We start from the raw sequence: 14,603 nt of genomic DNA, 5'->3' as shown, positions 1-14,603 counted from the left end.
GTTTCCTTTCAGGCGCTGGCAGGGGTGGCCTGTTGCGCTTGTTGTTTGGCGACTTCCTGGTTACGCAGGATGAAGCGTTGCAGCTTGCCGCTCGGGGTCTTGGGCAGCTCGCTGACGAATTCGATTTCCCTGGGGTAGGCATGCGCATACAGGCGCAGGCGCACGTGCTGGCGCAGGGTTTCCTCCAGCTCGGCGCTGCCTGCGTGGCCGCTGGCCAGGACCACGAAGGCCTTGATCAGCTCGGTACGCTCGGGGTCCGGTTTGCCGATCACGGCGGCCTCGACCACTGCCGGGTGCTCGATCAGCGCGCTTTCCACATCGAACGGGCCAACCCGGTAGCCCGAGGTAGTGATCACGTCGTCGCTGCGGCCGACGAAGCTGATGCTGCCGTCCGGGTTCAGCTCGACGGTGTCGCCGCTGAGGTAATACTTGCCGACGAAGGCCTTGGTCGGCAGGCCGTGGTAGCCGCCAAACCAGCACAGCGGCGACTGCTCACGGTCGACCGCGAGAATTCCCGGCTGGCCGGCTGTCAGTTCCTGCCCCTGCTCGTCCACCACGACGATGCGATGGCCGGGGATGGCAAAGCCGGCCGAGCCCAGGTGCACCGGGTGCTGCAGGCCATGGTGGTTGCACAGCACCATGCCCAGTTCGGTCTGGCCATAGTGATCATGGATGGTCACGCCCAGCTCGTCGGCAAACCAGCGGATCACCTCCGGGTTGAGCGGTTCGCCGGCGCTGCTGACCACCCGCAGCCGGCCCTTGACCGGCTTGGCGAATGCGTCGCCGGCGGCTATCAGCAGGCGGTAAGCGGTGGGCGAGCCGGCCAGGTTGGTGATGCCCAGCGTGTCGATCACCTGGGCGCAGCTGTCGACGCTGAACGGGCCATCGTAGAAGGTGGTGGCATGGCCCAGCGACAGCGGGCCAGTGACGGCGTAATACAGGCCATAGGCCCAGCCCGGGTCGGCCAGGTTCCAGAAGTTGTCTTGCGGACGCAGGTCGATGGCATCGCGCATGTAACCCTGGAACGCGACGATCGCGCGCAGCGGCACCTCCAGCGGCTTGGCCGGGCCGGTGGTACCGGATGTGAACATCAGCAGGAACGGGTCATCGCCCGAACGCATCAGCGGTTCGCAGCGCTCCGTCGTGCTGGCCAGGCTCTGCTGGAAATCCAACTCGCCGCTGCGGGCGTTGACCGTGATGATGGTCGGGCAGCCGTGCACATCGTCCAGCTTGGCGCGGTTGTTGCTGTCGGTGACGACGACGCGGGCGTGGGATTGTTCCAGGCGGTGCTCGATGGCCTTGGGGCCGAAGGCGGTGAACAGTGGCTGGTACACAGCCCCCAGGCGCCAGGTGGCAAGAATCGTGATCAACAATTCGGGGGTACGTGGCATCAAGCCAGCGACGCGATCTCCCGCTTGCACCCCTTGGGCCTTGAGCACTGTGGCGAAACGGGCTGCCAGGTCGCTGAGCTGGTCGAAACTGTACCGCGCAATGTTGCCGTCGCGGTCCAGGCTGGTCAGTGCCAGCTTGCCGGCCCCGGCATGGCGGTCGCAGCATTCGACACAGGCGTTGAGGGCCGTGAGGTCGCCATGCAGTGCCGCCGCAGCAGCCTGGGCATGGTCGAAGGCACGAACGGCCTCGGCGTAATCACGCATCGTCGGACTCCTGGTTTGTTGTTTTTGGAGTTAACCATCGGTCCGACGATGTTCGCGCCGCTCAGGCACGGCGACAATGGCCAAAGCTGTCAATCTCGATGACCGGTTTGGCCGCCTCGGGCTCAGCCCTCGGCACGCTCGGTAGCACGCAGATAGGACTGCGTCAGCCCGCTGACCAGGCGCTCGATATCCGCGCCTTCCCGCTCTCGCAGCAGCTCCAGCTGTGCTTGGTATTCGGCCGGCGACAAGGCCGGCCTCTGCGCTTGAAGCCGGATTGCGCGCTGGCTGTAGTCCGCTGTGATGGCGTCGAACATCTGCTCATGCCGCTGGCGCAGATAACGGCGCCAGAATTCACGCTGGCTCAGGCTATCGGTGAGGGCGCTGAGCGTTTGCGCCTGGGTCACCCGCCGGAACGCATCCTCGACTTGGGTATCTGCGAGTTCCACCGCACCGGGGTAGCTCATGGCATGGGGCTGAGAGGGCAACGCCAGGCGAACACGCAGGCGCACTCGGTAGGCCAGTTGCAGGGCCAGCTCATCGGTATGCTCCCCAGCCGAAAGGCGCTGTCGACAATCCCGATAAGCGATCCCCTCCAACTGCTCCAGTCGGAACAGCTGACGGCCCAGCGCCAGCAAACTGCTTCTGCTCTCGGAGTTAAGCGCCTGGGTTGCCGCCTGGGCCTGCGTGACTTCCAACTGCAGTGCACTGAACTGGCTGGCGACCGCATCCGCGCAGGACAATGGCAGCTCGGCACGCGCGAAAACCCGTGTGCAGAGCACCGGGTCAGCGTCCAGCGCACCCAGCAGGTTCCACACGCCCTCGACCAACTCTGCTCGTGCCGCCCCCGCCTGGCGGTAATCGGCGGTGAATTCGAGGCGGGCCAACAGCCGGAGCAGCCGGTTGCTCCCTGGTTGCTGCAGCATTCGCCGCCACAGCTCCTGTCGTCGCTGCTGCTCCGCTGCGTCTGCATTGGCAACCAGAAGCGTGAGCGCCCGACGCAGGTCGACAGTCCATGACGTCTCGGGCAAGTGCCCGTGCTCGTTGATGACGTCAAGGGCATACAATCGTTGCAACGCCACGCCTGTCAATGGATTGCGATCTGTCAGGATGACACGGCGGAATGCGTACGGCATTTGCAGGATTTCATCCGGCACCGTGCGCAGCTGGTTGTCACGCAGGTCGGCGCGCTCGAGCAAACCACAGAGTTCCAGATACTGTGGCCAGGTGCCAAGCCGACAATGCCGCAGGTTCAGGCTGGTCAACCGGGACAGGTAGTGAAACCTCAGATCCAGCGCCTCCAGCCGGTTGTAGCTGAGGTCCAGATGGGTCAGATTGGGCCGGCCCTGGAGTATCGCGACAGTCTGAGCATCGAGCCGGATCTGATTGTGCGCCAGGCGCAACACCTGTACACCCGGTAGGTACGCGATGCCCACAGGCAGGCGCAGCAACTGGTTGTTGCTGAGGTTCAGGGCAGTCACGGCAGTGAACGGGCGGAGGAAATCGACTGGAATGTCACTTATCGGCGTATCGTTGATGTTCAGCATCGTAATACGATGAAAATCGATCTGCGGCGGTAATACTGGAAGTGTGCGCAAATGCGCGCCGGTCAGTGACAAGCGCTGCCCCTGCGCTCGGCCTTGCGCGCCAGGGACGACCTCACCCTGTAATCGCCAGGCCCGAAGGATGCTGTCTGCGGTCAGCCTGCGCTCAGCTTGGCGGCTTTCCTGCAGCTCGCTTGCAACCCAGCGGTCAAGGTGCTGGACCAGCTGGTCATGGCCGTCCTGCAATTCCACCAATCGTTCGAATACCGGGCGCTCGCCCTGCTGCAAGCGCGCCAGTTCCGTATCGAGCGCCTGTTCGTCCAGGCCTGGATACAGCGCACGCAGCTGGTCGCGAATGATTGCCTGCTCATCTCTGGGAGGGATGGAAGGATGGTCGCTGAGGGGGTAACCCAAACGTCCATCTTGCAGCCGGCGGCCCGGGCTGAACCATCTGCGCTGCTCAGGCCAGCCAAGCATGCGGGTGACACCCCAATGCGAAACAGGCAACTGTGCCAGCAACTGGTCGCGCAACTGCTGCGCTGAAGCAATGCCAGGCCGCTGCGCAGGTGGTAGCACTGCGAAGATGGCCTGATAGATGCAACCAGGGTCAGTCATCGTAACGGTTTGCTGCTCACCCAGGCCGTTGTAGACCTGGAACCCGCCATCGCTGTACACCAGTATGCGATCTGCCCGACCTTGCCCGCCGCCACCGAGAAGCTTGATCGAACGTCCGTCCAGCGTGCCCTCACGCAGGTCGATAGCGATGTTTTCGAGTTCGAGGTTTTCGAGCAACGTGAGCGCCAGTTCACCTGTTTCATTGCTGTAGCCAGTACTCAGGTACAAGCCTGCTAACGCCCGATTCAGCCGAGCCAGGCGCAACAGCGAACGCGCACCCTGCGCACAGGGCAACGGCAAGCGTTGCTCGACCCGCGCCATGCCATGCTCGAGTTCGCTGGCGTGGGCAACCACTTCCCGCACATAGGCCGAAGGCAAGCCTGGAAAGTCACGCCTGATCAACTGCGTCAGCGGGTCCTCGGCAAACGGTTGCTGTGTCAGGTGGGCAAACAATTGCGGTCGTAATTCAACCTCGTGTTCCAGTACCTGTGCCAGCCCCTGGCCAACCTGCGGCCGGCCCTCACACCAGGCCAGCAGCTCACTGTCGGACGGCATCAGGGTGTTCAGCCGAATTCGCGAAAAGAACGTTTCGATGCGGTCCTGTGCCTGGAAAGCACGCAGGGTCTGCCCAAGGCTTACCGGGGCGGGGCGGTTCTCCACCAGCACGCCGCGAAGTTCTTCCAGGTCGACACCTGCCACCTGCAATACCTGCTCCGCCTGCCGGGACTCCATGTGCGGATATTGTGGCCACAGCGCATCGAGCATACGCTCGGGCTCCTGCCAGGTCAGCGGTTGCTCACGCAGCAAACGCCAGCTGCGCTCGCCGTTATGCAGCACCACCGGGCCATAACCTCCGTCCATCGACGCATGGCGCAAGCGATAGGGGCCATCGGCATCCGGCTTATGCACTTCCAGGTAGTATCCATCGATGCGGATCCAGCGGCGTTCACCTCCGCCGAAGCGCCCGTCCTCATGCAAATGAATGGTGTCTGGCATGGATCGATACTGGTCGGGGTCGTAGCGCCACAGGCGGCTTATTCCATTACCGACGCTTACCGGTTCGAGGCCGTCGACGAATGCGCTGCGCACGAAGCTGACCCCTGCTACGGTAGCCGCCGTGGCTGCCAGGGTCTCGGCGACGCCAAGTAAATGGTCCAGCGCTTCGTGCTGGTGCCCCCTGTACCAATCCGTCACCCCTTCGAACACTTCGGAACACACCTGAACCACCAGTTGCCCCATGAACAGGGCGCCCACGACAGGAATGAAAAACCCGGCCAGGTTCATCATGTCTAGCCCCACGGCTTTCCACTCCGCGTGCCTGGCCTCTGCGGCGCGGCTATCGGCATCGGCGCTCGTTACCAGTAAAAGACGTGCATCATCCTTGACCCGTTGGGCTTGCAGCTCAGCCAGTTGGGTGAAGATGCCGCCTTCCTGCGGCATGCTTTCAAGCTGCAAGTCTGGCTGCTCGTCACTGAGGCGTTGGCCAAGCAAAGTAACGAAACCTGCGCGCTGTTGAAGGCTTATCAGCTGGGTGAAGTACTGTCGGTAGGCCGCCTTCTGCAGCTGCTGCGCCATGCCGTCGTTCATGCCCGCCGCATCGTCGAAGTAACGCAAGGCCTGGTGTGGATCGCTGGGCAGGTAAAGCACGGTGCCTCGTTCCAGGCCGGTGTTGTCATGTAACTGGATGAGCAAGCCGTCAGCCACCGGTTGCCCCAGGATCATCAGCAGCCTGGGCGTCGCCCTGAGCCCCTGCGGGCGGTGCAACTGGCTATCGACCACCTCACGCAGGGCAATCTGTACATCGGCGCTTATGTTGCCCTGTAACGCAGCCACTTCGATCGCAAGCTTGAACCCCGAGCGCTTGTCCTCGGCCAGGATCGCCCGGGTGGCCGGGCTGAAGACCCTTCGCAACTCATCCTGATAGCGCTGGCCGACATCCAGTCTGCGGCACGCGGCGATGAATGCATCCAGCGATGGGGTCAATGGCTGATCCCGACCTGGCAGCACCAGGCCTGTGCCGTTGAAATAACTGTTACCTGCAGCAAAGTTGCGCATCAGCCGCTGCAAGCCATTTTCACGGCTTTCGCTGTATTCGTAAGTCTGTTGCAATGTGCCAGTAAGCGTGCCAAACCGCGGGGCAACCTGCAGCCATTCGAGCTGGGCGAAGGCCACCCCGTCCGGCAAAGGCGCATCCAGCAGCGCCGTCAGGTGCTTTTCGGCAAACTGCGACGGCGACAGCAGATCAAGCATCAGTCCATGCAGGCGGGCCTGGCTCGCATGATGCGCGTTCAGGCTGCTACGCAGGGTATTGATCTGACCTCGTGAGGCGCGCTTGAGCCAGGCCGGTAACCTGGCTCCGATGAATTGATCGTGGCTATTGGTAACAGCGGGCATGAGTGGCTCCAGGGGATTGAGCAGAGCCTTTCATGTTGTACAAGCGCCGCGACACAACGCAGAGGGAAGTGTTCCAAAGCCTCCGGGCGCTACCGTCGGACAGCGATACTCGCCCCTCAGCGCCCCGGGGCGCGGGCCTGGATCAGTGCGCGGTAATGCCCGGGGTTGCAGCCGAACCACTTGCGAAATGCCTTGTAGAACGAACTGTTGTCTGCAAAACCCAGACGCTCGGCAATCTCGCCCAGCCCAGCCTCCTCTCCGCTCAGCCAGGCAATTGCCAGCTCCCGCCGCACACTGTCCTTGAGCCCCTGGTAGGTCTGCCCCTCTTCGGCAAGGCGCCGGCGCAGCGTCGACGGCGACAGGCACAGTTGCCGGGCCAGGCTGTCGCCATCGGGCCACTGCCCGGGCGCCTGGTGCAGCAAGTCATGACGCAGACGCCGAGCGAAGCTGGCCGGGTCGCGGTACTTGACCAGAATGTTGCCCGGGGCCTCGGCGAGAAAGCGTTGCAGCTCCTCGGGCGTGCGCCTGATCGGCAGGTCAAGACTGTCAGCGGCAATGATCATGCGCGTGCGCGGGCGCTGGAACTGCAGGTTTTCCGAGAACATCACCCGGTAATCATCACAAAAGGGCGGCTCGCTGCAGCGCAGGTCGATGGCCAGGATTGGAATGCGCCGCCCGGCCAGCCAGCAGGCCAGGCCATGCACGATCATCCAGAAGGTGAAATAGGTGAAGGCCCGGCGCGGCGCGTCACGCGGTTCGTTGATGACGATCTCGGCCAGGCTCTGCTGGCGCACCAGGCTGGGCTGCAGGTCTTCGAGCATCAGCGAGAGGAACGCCAGCGCCGTTTCCAGGCCAGCACCCAGTGTCGGCTGGGCCATGCTGGCCCGGCACATGAAGGCCAGGCTGCCGCTACGCAGGCCACGTGGGTCCATGGCGAAGAATTCGTCGTTGCAGCGCCGCGTCAGCAAGCGCCAGAGCCGGGCATAGGCTTCGGCGCTGACGCGGGCTTCTGGCAGGTGCAATTGCTCCACGGCGATGCCGGCCCTGGCCAGCAGGCCGCTGTCGGGCTCGCCAGCGGGGCAGGTCTGCAGCAGTGCTTCACGCACCAGTTGCATGGAAATGGTGTCTTTTTCGCTCATCGACCGTCGTGTCCGCTCAGTTCCAGCCATCTTAGGCCGCCCCATTCAAAACAGCCATCACAGCCCCGCAACCAGGCCGAGGAAGGCCTGGATCAGGCGCAACTCACGGCGGCGCTCCAGGCAACCGACCAAGTGCTGGTTGACCAGCCCGCGACCGGCCAGGGGCCGTGCCACTACCCGTGGGTCATTGGCCACCTCGGTCGACGACACCACGCCGATACCCAGTTCGCAGGCCACGGCCTCGGTCACCGCTTCGCGGCTGTCCAGCTCCAGCAATACCCGAGGCTGCACAGCCGCCTGGCTGCACGCCTTGTCGAAGGTACGCCGAGTGGTGGAATTCGGCTCGCGCAGCACCATGATCTGCTGATGCAGCGCCGCCAGCGGCAGGTCACCCTCGCCGCAGGCCCAGGCATGCCCGGCCGGCAGCAAGGCACACAGCCGCGACTCGCACAGGTTCTGCAGGTACAGGCCCTTGCGCGGCCCGATCTCGGTCAGCACCGCCACATCGGCGTGCTCGCCAAGCAGTGCTGCGAGGGTTTCCTGGGCGTTGCCCAGACGCAGGTTGACCGTAATACCCGGGTAGCGCTCGCGCAACAGTGCCAACATCGGCATGACCCGGTGCGGGCCGTCGGCCGCCACTTCCAGGCGCCCGGTCAGCAGCTGGCGGTTGGCCTCGAGCATGACCTGCGCCTCTTCGGCCAGGCTGAACATGGCGCGGGTGATAGCCGCCAGGCGGGTGCCCTCTTCGGTCAACTCCACCCGCCGCGCAGTACGCCGCAGCAAGGTGACCTGGTAGTGCTCCTCCAGTGCTTTCACGTGCCCGGTCACCGCCGGCTGGCTGATGAACAGGCGCGCCGCAGCACGGGTAAAACTGCCCTCACGGGCGACCGCATCGAACGCGCGCAACTGGAACAGGTTCATACGTATCGGCCTGACTTATAGCTCGGATAACAACAAACAATTTGATTGATAGAAGCCCGAATTGCAACCTAGGCCCACCAGTTTCAGCCCACCGCTTGCGAGGAATAACGGCATGAGCATCACCCCGATTCTGCTGACTCCCGGCCCCCTGACCACATCGATGCGCACCCGCCAAGCCATGCTGGTGGACTGGGGTTCATGGGACCGCGACTTCAACCAGCTGACCGCCAGCGTGTGCGAGCAGCTGCTGGCGATCATCGATGGCAGCGCCAGCCATCACTGTGTCCCCCTGCAGGGCAGCGGCACCTTCGCCGTGGAAGCCGCCATCGGTACCCTGGTGCCACGTGACGGCAAAGTCCTGGTACTGATCAACGGCGCCTATGGCCAGCGCCTGGCGAAGATCTGCCAAGTGCTCGGCCGCGCCTTCAGCACCTTCGAAACCGCAGAAGACCAACCGACCACCGCTGCCGATGTCGAGCGCCTGCTGGCCGCCGACCCGGCCATCAGCCATGTCGCGCTGATTCACTGCGAAACCAGCACCGGTATCCTCAACCCGCTGCGCGAGATCGCCGAGGTGGTCAAAGGCCACGGCAAACGCCTGATCATCGATGCCATGAGCTCGTTCGGCGCACTGCCGATCGATGCCCGCGAAATCCCCTTCGAGGCGCTGATCGCCGCCTCCGGCAAATGCCTGGAAGGCGTACCCGGCATGGGCTTCGTATTTGCCGAAAAAGCCGCCCTGGCCGCCGCCGAAGGCAATGCCCACTCGCTGGCCATGGACCTGCACGACCAGCATGCCTACATGGCCAGGACCGGCCAGTGGCGCTTCACCCCGCCAACCCATGTGGTGGCCGCGCTGCATGAAGCGCTGCAGCAGTACCACGAGGAAGGTGGCCTGCCAGCGCGTCATCGACGCTACGCCGACAACTGCAAGACCCTGCTCGACGGCATGGCCGCGATCGGCCTGCGCAGCTTCCTGCCAGCCGAGATCCAGGCGCCGATCATAGTCACCTTCCATGCGCCGAACGATGCTCGCTATCAGTTCAAGGACTTCTACGAGCGGGTCAAGGCCAAGGGCTTCATCCTTTACCCGGGCAAGCTGACCCAGGTGGAAACCTTCCGCGTCGGCTGCATTGGCGTGGTCGGCGCGGACGGTATGCAAGCCGCCGTGAATGCCGTGGCCGAAGTGCTGCGGGAAATGGAAGTACTGCACGTCTGACCCTTTGCCCACCCCAATCCAGGAATCAGCGCACATGAACTACAGCAACCCTACCCGGCTGCAGGCCGCCATTCTCGACTGGGCCGGTACCGTGGTCGATTTCGGCTCCTTCGCCCCGACCCAGATCTTTGTCGAAGCCTTCGCCGAATTCGATGTGCAGGTTTCCATCGAAGAAGCCCGCGGCCCGATGGGCATGGGCAAGTGGGACCACATCCGCACCCTGTGCGATGTGCCGGAAATCGCCGAGCGCTACCGCAAGGTGTTCGGTCGCACCCCGACCGACGATGATGTCACCGCCATCTACAACCGCTTCATGCCGCTGCAGATCGAGAAGATCGCCGTGCACTCGGCGCTGATCCCCGGCGCCCTGGAGACCCTCACCGGTCTGCGCAAGGTTGGCCTGAAGATCGGCTCGTGCTCGGGCTACCCGAAGGTGGTGATGGACAAGGTGGTGGAGTTGGCCGCGCAGAACGGCTACGTGGCCGACCATGTGGTGGCCACCGACGAAACCCCGAACGGCCGCCCCTGGCCGGCCCAGGCCCTGGCCAACGTGATCGCGCTGGGTATCGACGATGTGGCGGCCTGCGTGAAGGTCGACGACACCGTGCCGGGCATTCTCGAGGGCCGCCGGGCCGGCATGTGGACCGTGGCCCTGGTGTGCTCGGGCAATGCCCTGGGGCTGACCTGGGAAGGCTACCGCGCGCTGAGCGCCGAGAAGCTGGAAAGCGAACGCCAGCGCATCCACACGCTGTTCGCCGGCTCCCGTCCGCATTACCTGATCGACACGATCAACGAATTGCCCGAAGTGATCGCCGATATCAACCGGCGCCTGGCCAAGGGCGAGATGCCGCAGGCATCCTGAACCTTCATCGGGGCCGCGCTGCGGCCCCTCCCCCTACTCCGGCAATTGCACCTGTGGCTTGGTCGCGGCGAAGATCGCCCAGCTCGACACGAACAGCGCCGCGATCAACGGCCCGATGACAAAACCGTTGAGGCCGAACACGGCCAGCCCGCCCAGGGTCGACACCAGGATCAGGTAATCCGGCATGCGCGTATCCTTGCCCACCAGGATCGGTCGCAGCAGGTTGTCCACCAGGCCGATCACCAATACCCCGAACGCAGTCAGGATCACCCCCGGCAGTATCGCCCCGGTCAGCAGGAAATACGCCGCCACCGGCGCCCACACGATGCCCGCGCCCACTGCCGGCAGCAGTGACAGAAACGCCATCAGCACCGCCCACACCAGCGCACTGGGAATATCCAGCACCCAGAAAATGAAACCACCCAGCGCCCCCTGGGTAATGGCCACCAGCACATTGCCTTTCACCGTCGCCCGCACCACGCGGTTGAACTTCAACTGCAGGCGGCGCTTCTGCTGCTCGGGCAGTGGTACCGCCAGCCGTACCCGGCGAGCGACCTCCGCGCCTTCGCGCAGGAAGAAGAACAACAGGTACATCATGACGCCAAAGCTGACCACGAACTCGAACGTGCCCTGGCCAAAGCTGAACGCCCGGCTGGCCAGCACCTGGCTACCCTGGGTCGCCCACTTGCTGATCTTGTCGCGCAGCCCGTCCAGGTTACCCATGCCCATGCTGTCCAGGCCGCGCTGGGCGAAGGTCGGCAGCATGTCCTTGCCGCGCTCGACATAGCCGGCGATATCCAGTTGCCCGCTCTCGATGCGCTGGTACAGCACGGCGCCCTCCTGTACCAGCAGGGCACTGGTGATGATGACCGGCAGCACCGCCACCAGCAGGCAAACCAGCAGGGTCGTGGCCGCAGCCAGGTTGCGTCGACGCCCGAAGCGCATCAACAGGTGGCGCTGCAACGGGGCGAACAGGATGCCGAGTATTACCGCCCAGAACACCGCGCCATAGTAAGGCAGCAGGATCCACACGAAGGCAATGGTCACCAGCGCCAGGAGCACTGCCAGGGCTCGGTTCTGTAAAGCGGTTTCGTTCATCGCCTGTCCTCGCGTGGCTTCTGGGATATTAGTGCATACCGCGTGGGTAAAAGTGCCACGCTTTCCTTGATGCAAATCAATACCCGCAATGTCCGTGAGCACTAGCATCCGCGCCTTTTGCCCCGGTGCGCACATGAACCCTACCGCCAAGCCCGAACTGCTGGCCCCCGCCGGCACCCTCAAGACCATGCGCTATGCCTTTGCCTATGGCGCCGACGCGGTCTACGCCGGCCAGCCGCGCTACAGCTTGCGGGTGCGCAACAACGAGTTCGACCATGCCAACCTGGCACTGGGCATCCAGGAAGCGCACGCCCTGGGCAAGCGCTTCTACGTGGTGGTCAACATCGCCCCACACAATGCCAAGCTGAAGACTTTCCTCAAGGACCTGGCGCCGGTGATCGAGATGGCGCCGGACGCGCTGATCATGTCCGACCCGGGCCTGATCATGCTGGTGCGCCAGCATTTCCCGCAAATGCCGGTGCACCTGTCGGTGCAGGCCAATACGGTCAACTGGGCCAGCGTGCAGTTCTGGCAGCAGCTGGGCCTGAGCCGGGTAATCCTGTCGCGCGAGCTGTCGCTCGAAGAAATCGAGGAAATCCGCCAGCAAGTGCCGGACATGGAGCTGGAGGTGTTCGTCCATGGCGCCCTGTGCATGGCTTATTCCGGGCGTTGCCTGCTGTCGGGCTACCTCAACAAGCGCGATGCCAACCAGGGCACCTGCACCAACGCCTGCCGCTGGAAGTACGACGCCACGCCCGCCACCGAGAATGCGACCGGCGACATCGTGCGCGAAGTACAACCGACCCTGGGCCTGGGTGCACCGACCGACCAGCTGTTCCTGCTCCGGGAGAGCAACCGCCCCGGCAGCGAAATGCCTGCGTTCGAGGACGAACACGGCACCTACATCATGAATGCCAAGGACCTGCGCGCCATCCAGCATGTTGCTCGCCTGACCGGCATAGGGGTGCACTCGCTGAAGATCGAGGGTCGTACCAAGTCGCACTTCTACTGCGCGCGCGCCGTACAGGCATACCGCCAGGCTATCGACGACGCGGTGGCCGGGCGGCCGTTCGACCGCGCACTGATGGACAACCTCGAGTCGTTGGCACAACGTGGCTACACCGAGGGCTTCCTGCGCCGCCATGTGCACGACGAATACCAGAACTACCAGCGCGGCAACTCGGTATCCGAGCGCCAGCAGTTCGTGGGCGAGCTGACCGGGGCGCGTGTCGACGGCCTGGCCGAAGTCCGGGTGAAAAACCGCTTCGCGGTGGGCGACCACCTGGAGCTGATGACGCCGCGCGGCAACTACCACTTCGACCTGCACCGCTTGTGCGACCGACAGCAGCAGCCGATCGAGGTGGCGCCAGGTGACGGCCATGTGGTGTACCTGCCGATTCCCGAGCAGGTGGCCCTCGGCTACGCCCTGCTGATGCGCGACCTCGGCAGTGACGAGGTGGCCAGCTGACAATCCTGTAATGTGCGTCTCAGCTGCCTGACAGCTGCCAGGGGCGAACATCGTGCAGGCCGCTTACACTAAGCGGCTGACCTACCGCTGGAAGGAGTGCTTCCCATGCTGCGCAAACACCTGCTGACCCTGGGCCTGCTGGCCGTGACCGGCCTGGCACAGGCCGCCGAGACCATCGACGTGTACCGCGACCCCAATTGCGGCTGTTGCAAAGCCTGGATCAGCCACCTGCGTGACAACGGCTTCACCGTCAACGACCACGTCGAGCCCAACATGAGCGCGGTCAAGCAACGCCTGGGCGTGGCGCCACGCTTGGCGTCCTGCCACACCGGGGTGATCGACGGCAAGTTCGTCGAAGGCCACGTGCCGGCCGAGCAGGTACGCCTGCTGGCCAAGCGCAACGACCTCAAGGGCCTGGCCGTGCCGGGCATGCCGATGGGCTCGCCGGGCATGGAAATGGGTGACCACAAGGATGCCTACCAGGTCATCGGCGTGACCCAGGATGGCAAGGACACCGTGGTCGCCAACTACTGATGCCGGCTACCCGCGCCGGCACTGATACAACTGGCGAAAAACCAGCCTGACAGGTTTCATGCCTGGTAACACCTTTCGCGCTCCGTGTGGTCCATCGACTGTTACAGTCGCCTCTTCCTACCTGGCCCTACACGGAGTGCCCCCATGCTGCGCGCAACCGCCCTGGCCCTGGCCTGCCTTGCCGGCAGCCCGGCCATCGCCGCCGAGTCGCCCACCTACGGCCCCCAGCTCGAAGGCTTCAGCTACCCGTACCCACTCAGGCATTTCGATTTCCAGTCCCAGGGCCAGGCCCTGCAGATGGGATACATGGACGTGCCTGCCCAAGGCCAGGCCAACGGCCGCAGCGTGGTGCTGATGCACGGCAAGAACTTCTGCGCCGCCACATGGGAAACCACCATCGACGCCCTGAGCAAGGCCGGCTACCGGGTTATCGCCCCCGACCAGGTCGGCTTCTGCAGCGCCAGCAAGCCGGCGCATTACCAGTACAGCTTCCAGCAACTGGCGAGCAACACCCATGCCCTGCTCGAACAGTTGGGCGTGAAGCAGGCCGTGGTGCTTGGCCATTCCACCGGCGGCATGCTCGCCACCCGCTACGCGCTGATGTACCCGCAACAGGTGCAACGCCTGGCGCTGGTCAACCCTATCGGCCTGGAAGACTGGAAAGCGCTGGGCGTGCCCTACCGCACGGTTGACCAGTGGTATGCCCGTGAGCTCAAGCTGGATGCCGACGGCGTGCGCGAATATGAGCGCAAGACCTACTACGCCGGGCGCTGGAAGCCGGAGTACGAGCGCTGGGTACAGATGCTGGTCGGCCTCAACAAGGGGCCGGGACATGAAGCGGTGGCGTGGAACTCGGCACTGATCTACGACATGATCTTCACCCAGCCGGTGTATTACGAGTTCAAGGAACTGCAGATGCCGACCCTGCTGCTGATCGGCGACCAGGACAGCACGGCCATCGGCAGTGATATCGCGCCGCCGGAAGTGAAGGCCAGGCTGGGCAAGTACGCCGTGCTGGGGCCGCAGGTGGCCAAGCTGATGCCCAAGGGCGAGCTGATCACCTTCGAAGGCATGGGCCATGCGCCGCAGATCGAAGAGCCGGTGCGGTTCAACCGGACGCTGGTCGAGTGGCTGGACAAATGAGCCGGTAGTCGAGG

General features: G+C 64.1%; 10 protein-coding genes. 5 read left to right on the top strand and 5 right to left on the bottom strand.

Features of this window, described 5'->3' with window-relative positions; translation table 11 throughout:
• Window positions 1-8 precede the first annotated feature (8 nt).
• The 4 genes from JKP78_RS18250 to JKP78_RS18235 all read right to left on the bottom strand — a co-directional run bounded on the left by JKP78_RS18250 (window position 9) and on the right by JKP78_RS18235 (window position 8,265).
• Complete coding sequence (locus JKP78_RS18250; protein ID WP_186690036.1) at window positions 9-1,655, bottom strand: AMP-binding protein; 1,647 nt, start codon at window positions 1,653-1,655, stop codon at window positions 9-11.
• A gap of 122 nt (window positions 1,656-1,777) precedes the next feature.
• A complete protein-coding gene (locus JKP78_RS18245; protein WP_200627137.1) occupies window positions 1,778-6,205 on the bottom strand; it encodes an NEL-type E3 ubiquitin ligase domain-containing protein in 4,428 nt (1,475 codons plus the stop codon).
• A gap of 116 nt (window positions 6,206-6,321) precedes the next feature.
• The gene (locus JKP78_RS18240; protein WP_170029154.1) at window positions 6,322-7,344 is read right to left on the bottom strand and encodes an AraC family transcriptional regulator; all 1,023 of its coding nucleotides are present in this window, start codon (window positions 7,342-7,344) and stop codon (window positions 6,322-6,324) included.
• 57 nt (window positions 7,345-7,401) lie between these two features.
• On the bottom strand, window positions 7,402-8,265 hold the full coding sequence (locus tag JKP78_RS18235; protein ID WP_186690040.1) for a LysR substrate-binding domain-containing protein: 864 nt from the start codon (window positions 8,263-8,265) through the stop codon (window positions 7,402-7,404).
• A gap of 112 nt (window positions 8,266-8,377) precedes the next feature.
• Between JKP78_RS18235 and JKP78_RS18230 the strand changes: the two genes are divergently transcribed.
• A complete protein-coding gene (locus JKP78_RS18230; protein ID WP_186690042.1) occupies window positions 8,378-9,484 on the top strand; it encodes a 2-aminoethylphosphonate--pyruvate transaminase in 1,107 nt (368 codons plus the stop codon).
• A 34-nt stretch (window positions 9,485-9,518) separates the two neighbouring features.
• Window positions 9,519-10,346 carry a phosphonoacetaldehyde hydrolase gene (phnX, locus tag JKP78_RS18225; RefSeq protein ID WP_186690044.1) on the top strand — a complete coding sequence of 276 codons (828 nt, stop codon included), beginning with the start codon at window positions 9,519-9,521 and terminating at the stop codon, window positions 10,344-10,346.
• A 33-nt stretch (window positions 10,347-10,379) separates the two neighbouring features.
• On the opposite strand, the gene JKP78_RS18220 is transcribed toward phnX, so the two are convergent.
• On the bottom strand, window positions 10,380-11,444 hold the full coding sequence (locus tag JKP78_RS18220) for an AI-2E family transporter (protein WP_186690046.1): 1,065 nt from the start codon (window positions 11,442-11,444) through the stop codon (window positions 10,380-10,382).
• A 133-nt stretch (window positions 11,445-11,577) separates the two neighbouring features.
• On the opposite strand from JKP78_RS18220, the gene trhP reads away from it, so the two are divergent.
• The 3 genes from trhP (at window position 11,578) to JKP78_RS18205 (ending at window position 14,589) form a co-directional block, all read left to right on the top strand.
• Window positions 11,578-12,912 (top strand): prephenate-dependent tRNA uridine(34) hydroxylase TrhP, encoded by a 1,335-nt coding sequence (trhP, locus tag JKP78_RS18215; RefSeq protein WP_200627136.1) that lies wholly within the window; start codon window positions 11,578-11,580, stop codon window positions 12,910-12,912.
• A 105-nt stretch (window positions 12,913-13,017) separates the two neighbouring features.
• Window positions 13,018-13,446 (top strand): DUF411 domain-containing protein, encoded by a 429-nt coding sequence (locus JKP78_RS18210; RefSeq protein WP_085625662.1) that lies wholly within the window; start codon window positions 13,018-13,020, stop codon window positions 13,444-13,446.
• Window positions 13,447-13,590: 144 nt separating this feature from the next.
• Entirely contained in the window at window positions 13,591-14,589 is a 999-nt protein-coding gene (locus tag JKP78_RS18205; protein WP_200627135.1) for an alpha/beta fold hydrolase, read from the top strand.
• Window positions 14,590-14,603 lie beyond the last annotated feature (14 nt).

The organism is Pseudomonas sp. LAM2023, assembly GCF_016620375.1.
Classification (GTDB): domain Bacteria; phylum Pseudomonadota; class Gammaproteobacteria; order Pseudomonadales; family Pseudomonadaceae; genus Aquipseudomonas; species Aquipseudomonas anuradhapurensis.
This window is presented reverse-complemented; position numbering and strand designations above follow the sequence as displayed.

Excerpts from the sequence above, each read along its gene's own strand:
- trhP (WP_200627136.1), top strand. The coding sequence starts at position 11,578 with ATGAACCCTACCGCCAAGCCCGAACTGCTGGCCCCCGCCGGCACCCTC.
- JKP78_RS18250 (WP_186690036.1), bottom strand. The coding sequence starts at position 1,655 with ATGCGTGATTACGCCGAGGCCGTTCGTGCCTTCGACCATGCCCAGGCT.
- JKP78_RS18220 (WP_186690046.1), bottom strand. The coding sequence starts at position 11,444 with ATGAACGAAACCGCTTTACAGAACCGAGCCCTGGCAGTGCTCCTGGCG.
- JKP78_RS18245 (WP_200627137.1), bottom strand. The coding sequence starts at position 6,205 with ATGCCCGCTGTTACCAATAGCCACGATCAATTCATCGGAGCCAGGTTA.
- JKP78_RS18230 (WP_186690042.1), top strand. The coding sequence starts at position 8,378 with ATGAGCATCACCCCGATTCTGCTGACTCCCGGCCCCCTGACCACATCG.
- JKP78_RS18240 (WP_170029154.1), bottom strand. The coding sequence starts at position 7,344 with ATGAGCGAAAAAGACACCATTTCCATGCAACTGGTGCGTGAAGCACTG.
- JKP78_RS18235 (WP_186690040.1), bottom strand. The coding sequence starts at position 8,265 with ATGAACCTGTTCCAGTTGCGCGCGTTCGATGCGGTCGCCCGTGAGGGC.
- JKP78_RS18205 (WP_200627135.1), top strand. The coding sequence starts at position 13,591 with ATGCTGCGCGCAACCGCCCTGGCCCTGGCCTGCCTTGCCGGCAGCCCG.
- JKP78_RS18210 (WP_085625662.1), top strand. The coding sequence starts at position 13,018 with ATGCTGCGCAAACACCTGCTGACCCTGGGCCTGCTGGCCGTGACCGGC.
- phnX (WP_186690044.1), top strand. The coding sequence starts at position 9,519 with ATGAACTACAGCAACCCTACCCGGCTGCAGGCCGCCATTCTCGACTGG.